General features: G+C 41.5%; 6 protein-coding genes. 5 read left to right on the top strand and 1 reads right to left on the bottom strand.

From position 1 onward, the window contains the following. Nucleotides 1-276: 276 nt before the first annotated feature. The 5 genes from U9Q77_10020 (at nt 277) to U9Q77_10000 (ending at nt 3,086) form a co-directional block, all read left to right on the top strand. Nucleotides 277-498 (top strand): addiction module protein, encoded by a 222-nt coding sequence (locus tag U9Q77_10020; GenBank protein MEA3287693.1) that lies wholly within the window; start codon nt 277-279, stop codon nt 496-498. A gap of 5 nt (nt 499-503) precedes the next feature. After that, nucleotides 504-800 (top strand): type II toxin-antitoxin system RelE/ParE family toxin, encoded by a 297-nt coding sequence (locus U9Q77_10015; protein ID MEA3287692.1) that lies wholly within the window; start codon nt 504-506, stop codon nt 798-800. 75 nt (nt 801-875) lie between these two features. Then, on the top strand, nt 876-1,166 hold the full coding sequence (locus U9Q77_10010; protein MEA3287691.1) for a nucleotidyltransferase domain-containing protein: 291 nt from the start codon (nt 876-878) through the stop codon (nt 1,164-1,166). Next, nucleotides 1,159-1,530 carry a HepT-like ribonuclease domain-containing protein gene (locus tag U9Q77_10005; GenBank protein MEA3287690.1) on the top strand — a complete coding sequence of 124 codons (372 nt, stop codon included), beginning with the start codon at nt 1,159-1,161 and terminating at the stop codon, nt 1,528-1,530. The genes U9Q77_10010 and U9Q77_10005 overlap by 8 nt, the downstream gene beginning before the upstream one ends. Before the next feature lie 530 nt (nt 1,531-2,060). Beyond that, complete coding sequence (locus U9Q77_10000) at nt 2,061-3,086, top strand: Fic family protein (protein ID MEA3287689.1); 1,026 nt, start codon at nt 2,061-2,063, stop codon at nt 3,084-3,086. Nucleotides 3,087-3,748: 662 nt separating this feature from the next. Here the strand turns inward: U9Q77_10000 and dnaG are convergent. Further along, nucleotides 3,749-5,530: a DNA primase gene (gene dnaG, locus U9Q77_09995; GenBank protein MEA3287688.1), complete on the bottom strand. Its 1,782-nt coding sequence runs from the start codon at nt 5,528-5,530 to the stop codon at nt 3,749-3,751. Between the last annotated feature and the right edge of the window lie 348 nt (nt 5,531-5,878).

Genomic DNA, 5,878 nt, shown 5'->3' with positions numbered 1-5,878 from the left:
CCTCCTGCCAGGTCGTAGCTCATAGAGCTGGTGGGCAAGGAACACCGATCTGCGAAGTGGTTTATTTCTGAGTTCTTCAATCGCTAATCGATATTCGTTATTCAAAGAACTCAGCATCGCTAGCCTTTTTTATTGCCTCTATAAGTACAACCGAAGTCAGGTAGTTTACTCTGTATTAAAATATATTTGTTGGTAAATATTTACTGCTGTATTGAACTGGTAGATTGCAATTTTAATACATCAAGTTAATTTACATGTAAGGAATGTGAGGTTTTTATGACAGCCCAAGCACAACAAATATTGAACGATGCAGTCCATCTTTCCCCGATGGAACGAGCAGAACTTGTAGAAAAGATACTTGCCAGCTTTAATTTTTCAAATCGTAATGATATCGATGCATCCTGGGCAATTGAAGTAGAGAATCGAATAGATGCCTATGATCAGGGAAAAATTAAGCTCAGAACTGCGGATGAAGTTTTCGACAAGATTAATAAATAATTGATATGAAAGTTGGTTTTCTTGATCCTGCTGAGCAGGAACTTACTGAGGCTATAGATTATTACAATACTCAAAGTGATGGTCTCGGGTATCTGCTTGCAGCTGAAGTACAGAAGAGTATCAGCCGGATAATCCATTATCCAGAAGCATGGACATTACTTTCAAAACGTACTCGTCGATGCCTGGTTAATAGGTTCCCATATGCAGTTATTTATCAGCAACAAAACGAACTAATCATTATAATAGCCATCCAGAATCTCCACCAACATCCAGATTCCTGGGATTCACGTGTGGAGAAATAGGCCAGTATGTTTGGCGACATATTTTAGCAACCAGAGCTGAGTATTTATACTTTATAACTTTAAGTGGGATCCAGGATGACACGGTCAGATGTGATCAACATATTATCAGATTTCAAGGAATCATCTGCTGAAAAATATGGTATCATATTGCTTGGTGTTTTTGGTTCGGTTGCTAGAGATCAAATGAATGATCAAAGTGATGTCGATATTGTGTTACAAACTCGGACTCCTGACCCCTACTTGATCGTACACATCAAAAAGGATCTTGAAAAGCGATTGATACATCAGGTTGATATTGTGCGATTGCGTGATAGCATGAATCCAAGCCTAAAGCAAAGAATTGAGCAAGACGCTATTTATGTATGATAAAACCCTCGTTCAAGACATTCTGAATCAAATTCTAAGTGCAACTCGAACGGTTCAAGATCGTTTTGAGCCAATCAAATCTATCGACGATTTCACCAATACTCCTGCTGGCATGGAAAAATTAGATGCAATATGTATGTTAGTAATTGCTGTTGGAGAAAGCTTGAAAAACCTCGACAAGATTACAGAAAAAACCATTCTTGTCAAATATTCTAGAATCGATTGGAAGGGAGCTATGGGGATGCGAGATATTATTACTCATCACTACTTCGATATCGATGCTGAACAGATATTTTGGGTTTGTGAGCACCAAATGAAACCCCTCGCTGAGACAATCGAACAAATACTGCAAGAGATGGGCTAGATAACGAATCTGATCTCCTGTATCTAGTTCCAGCAACCGAATCTACTAAAGTTGTGACCAATTATCAGCATAGTCACTTTCCAGTCACATCCGCCGTTGCTCGTAGATCCCACAGTATGCGAGGTTCGGGGTTCAAGCTTGTCCCGTTGAAGCTCGAAGAACGTAAACGGATCCCTGTCTGCCAGGTCGTAGCTCATAGAGTTGGTGGGCAAGGAACACCGATCTGAGAAGTAGTTTACTTCTGAGTTCTGCAATCGTTAATCGATATTCTGCATTCAAGGAGGTCAGCATCGCTAGCCTTTTTTATTGCCCCTAGTAAGAACAACTGAAGTCAGATAGTTTTGCTAACAGGATGTATCTTTAATGAACGACATTAAAAAGACCCCGATAACTACACTCATGATAAGCGCGGGTAAACTCACAGTTGACGACAATTATTGTTTCCGTATCCTACGATAATTTATATTGATTAAGTGCCTATATAACTTAAGATATAGCGTTATCATAGTACGGTAAATACGGAAATAGCAATGAATACAACCCAACAGATTAAACAGATCCTGGATAAGTTCCGCGACAATGATATTCCTTTTATTACGGTAAACAATAGTGAGTGGTACACGCTATTCCGTGATGAAATCAGGAATTCCATAGCAATTGAGGGGATATTTGCAAATCGCACTGAGTTGTTGTCAGTATTAAATCGAAGTAATCGTACTCAGAATCAGAAAAGTGCGGCAATCTTAGGATACTTTGAAGCTGCAAGCTCACTCTATGAGTACGCAGAGAACCAATACGAGTTAAACGAATTCGATGTACGACTTGCAGATTTAAAACAAATACATACAATACTGATGCGATATGAAAGTCAATTTGGAACATTTACAGGCAAACTGGGTGGCTTTCGCGAAGAAGATGTAGCCGTTACTCAATCAACATTCACCCCCTTGAGTTATCATTATCTACCTCAGATACTGCCAATATTTATCAAATGGCACCATGCGCATTTAGTTAACCCGAAATTTGATGATCTAACTTTTTTTGCAGCCAGTCATGTTCTTTTTGAAACCATCCACCCCTTCAGAGATGGAAATGGTCGGGTTGGCAGAATTCTACTTTCATATCTACTCATTGGGAGCGGGTTAATTAATCTGTCAATCAAAGGAACCCAGAAAAGTGATCGAGATAAATATTATCATGCTCTGGAAATTGGTGATAATGAGATAGAAAAAATGCTCCGTAAGATTGAGCAAGGTGAAAAGCCTACTGTTTCTAGAATTAATAAAGCAATTGATAAGAGCGATTTATCAGAATTAAAAACCATGATTCATTATCGCCTAAACCACTCTCTGGATCTGATTGAAAAAGATATCAACACAACAGATGATGAAGCATTAATACCACTTAGAGATGCTGCTAAATTTTACAGCTATTCACAAGATTATCTACGGCAACTTATTCATCAGGGAAGACTGCCTGCCCAAAAAAGAGGAAAGCTTTGGGTAGTAAAAATCAAAGATATGGTAGCATATAATAAATCCATGAATAAAAAGTAGCTATACAGTAATTTCACAACACCCTACCCCATTTTCAAACATTATACCAATTTAGTAACTCATTGATATATGGCGCGCTGTTAGGAAAAAGGTACTGAAAAGTCTCGCGTGTTCAGTCCGAAACGTCCGGAATAACCAGTTGATATTGTGCGATTGCGTGATAGTATGAACCCAAGCCTAAAACAAAGAATTGAACAAGACGCTATTTATGTATGATAAATCTCGTTCAGGATATTCCAATTCCGTCTTCTTTCATTAGGGGCTACGCCTGACAAGCAAGAAACACTGAAATCCTGGTGATTCCACTCAATTTTAGACCTACTTCCTAGAAACAAAAAGTCCCTTGTTCTGTTGAATAAGGGACTCCTCGCTGTCATTTTTCCGATCATATTTTAGACTTAAATCGAAAGCGTGTCAAGTCTCCCGGAGACTTTTCTCAACTTTTTTCTGGATAGCTATCTTTATGATTCTGTTTCCTTTAACCCCACTTGACTCTCAGAGCGAACTGGATAGAGAGCCTGAGAAATTCCAAATCTTGTTTTTATTCAGACCAGGCGTGGGGAAAAGGTAACATTACCTGATCAAAAACATCCCGACCATTGTGAGAGGAACAATTCGCCTGCACATTTCATGGAGGATGACCGATACGCGCCCTCTGAAGTCTAGATACCGGCTTTTTGAGTCTGCAGTTCGACTTTCTTTTTCAACAGGTCAATTGAATCAACGCCGCTGGCATCGGCTTCCCGGATCTGTGTCTTTAAAATATCTATCTTGGCCTGGATGCGTGCTTTTCTGATCGTTCTTAAGTTGGCTACTGCATCATCAAGCGTATCTGGTTCCGACTCGGCTCGAACAATCAGTTTAGCAATGAACCGTCGCATATCCGGCTCAATTATTTCATCCATGATTGAAGCCTGATTGATGGGGAACTCCTTGTGAATTCTATCACGAAGCAGAAAGAAGATCGTTTTGTAACGCATCATTTCGATCTCTTCAGCTGCGATACTGCTGAGCAACCAATCCAAAATATCCTTGTTTGAACTCAAATGCAGTCGGAGCAGGGCAAACTCAGCCATTTCTGAAGCAGTTCCGGGACGTTGCAAGCTGTTTGTTCGGCTGACTGTCTGTTGTGGTTCTGGTAAATAGGCCGGTCTGCTGGTGCGTCTGGTTAGCTTTTTCAATAGACCCATAACAGCATCTTCCGGCACATGCATTTCATCAGCTAATTGACCTGCCAGCATTCCCCGGAGAATTTCATTCTGCATTAAAGCCAATTCAGAGACAACACTCTCCAGGAAGGCCGTCCGCGTCACAGGAGATCCCATCCTATCCTGATTGACCTGCAAGATGAATGTCATGAGATCAGCAGCATTGTCCAGCATCCCCACAAAAGCTTTGTGGTCATGTTCATCAAAAAAACTGTCCGGGTCTTCTCCGGTGGGCAGTTGGACGACACTTACATCCAGACCTTTATCCAGCAGAGTGAATCCAGCCTTCTGAGCTGCTTTTTGTCCGGCATTGTCCCCATCATAACACACGTAGACCTTATCAGAAAAACGCTTGATCAAACCGGCTTGTTCCGGTGTAAACGCGGTGCCGGTTCCTGCCACAACATTCTTAAAATCTTCCTGGTAAAGCCGGATAAGATCCATATAGCCTTCCACCAGAATAGCTGTTCGGGAATTCCTGATCTCCTCGCGACTCTGGTCTAAACCGAACAGTGTGCGACCTTTATGATAGATCGGGGTCTCCGGACTATTCATATATTTAGCACCCTCAGCATCCCCAAAGATCCGCCCACCAAAGGCCTGAACCTTACCATTGATGTCCACGATAGGAAACATGATCCGATTCCTGAAGCGATCATAATAACCACCACTATCTTTGCTCATCAGCAAGCCGCTTCGAGTCAGAATATCCTGCGAGAGTCCCATCTTCATGACTTCCAGGGTCACTGTATCCCAGCGATCCGGGGCAAAGCCAACTCTAAATGTCTTGAGTACGTCCTCTGACATTCCCCGTTTGAGCAAATACTCCATAGCCATTGCGCCGGCAGAGTCAGCCAACTGACGCTCAAATGCTCTGCAAGCGATCTCATGCATATTGTAGATGGAAGCTCGATCATCTTTGCGCTGGGGTTCTCGATCATCGGTCACGATCGTGATGTTGGCTCTGTCCGCTAACAGCTTTACTGCGGAAATAAAATCGAGTCGCTCATGTTCCATTATGAAATTGATCACATTCCCACCGGCACCACAGCCAAAACAATGATAGATCTGTTTATCAGAACTGACGCTGAAAGAGGGGGTCTTCTCATCATGAAAGGGACAGCGACCAAACCAATTACGCCCGGACCGTTTTAGCTGAACATAGTCTGAAATAACCTCAACCACATCATTGGCTTCGCGGACTTGTTCGATGATATGTTCTGGTATTAAAGCCATTTTAGTTACTCAATTTCGACTGCCAAGATAACAAAATTGCAGGAACATAGAACGTTGAACTAATTGTAATGTGAACTTGAAAATTGAAGCTCCTCGACAGTGTCATTTTCTATTTTCTGTTTTCTATTTTCTATTTTGACGCCTTCGCAAAAAGTCCCTCTCGCCCGCCTGCGTATAACTTCGTGCGGGCAGGCAGAGCGCGCAGAGCGTTGTATTGAGTTCATCGAAATGACGCAAAGTGTTGATATATATGGATTTAGGAGTATTCACTATATGTGGTTGTATTTAATGGTTTTAGGGCACATTTCATGAATTCTCAGATACTTCTAGCGGTTTCGTCTATTTTCT

It is taken from the genome of Candidatus Neomarinimicrobiota bacterium (assembly GCA_034716895.1).
Taxonomy (GTDB): Bacteria; Fidelibacterota; UBA8477; order UBA8477; family JABMPR01; genus JABMPR01.
Note: the sequence above shows the minus strand (reverse complement) of the source record. Positions and strands in the feature narration are given on the sequence as shown.

Coding starts and splice junctions, on each gene's coding strand:
- U9Q77_10015 (MEA3287692.1), top strand. CDS start 504: ATGAAAGTTGGTTTTCTTGATCCTGCTGAGCAGGAACTTACTGAGGCT.
- U9Q77_10020 (MEA3287693.1), top strand. CDS start 277: ATGACAGCCCAAGCACAACAAATATTGAACGATGCAGTCCATCTTTCC.
- dnaG (MEA3287688.1), bottom strand. CDS start 5,530: ATGGCTTTAATACCAGAACATATCATCGAACAAGTCCGCGAAGCCAAT.
- U9Q77_10000 (MEA3287689.1), top strand. CDS start 2,061: ATGAATACAACCCAACAGATTAAACAGATCCTGGATAAGTTCCGCGAC.
- U9Q77_10005 (MEA3287690.1), top strand. CDS start 1,159: ATGTATGATAAAACCCTCGTTCAAGACATTCTGAATCAAATTCTAAGT.
- U9Q77_10010 (MEA3287691.1), top strand. CDS start 876: ATGACACGGTCAGATGTGATCAACATATTATCAGATTTCAAGGAATCA.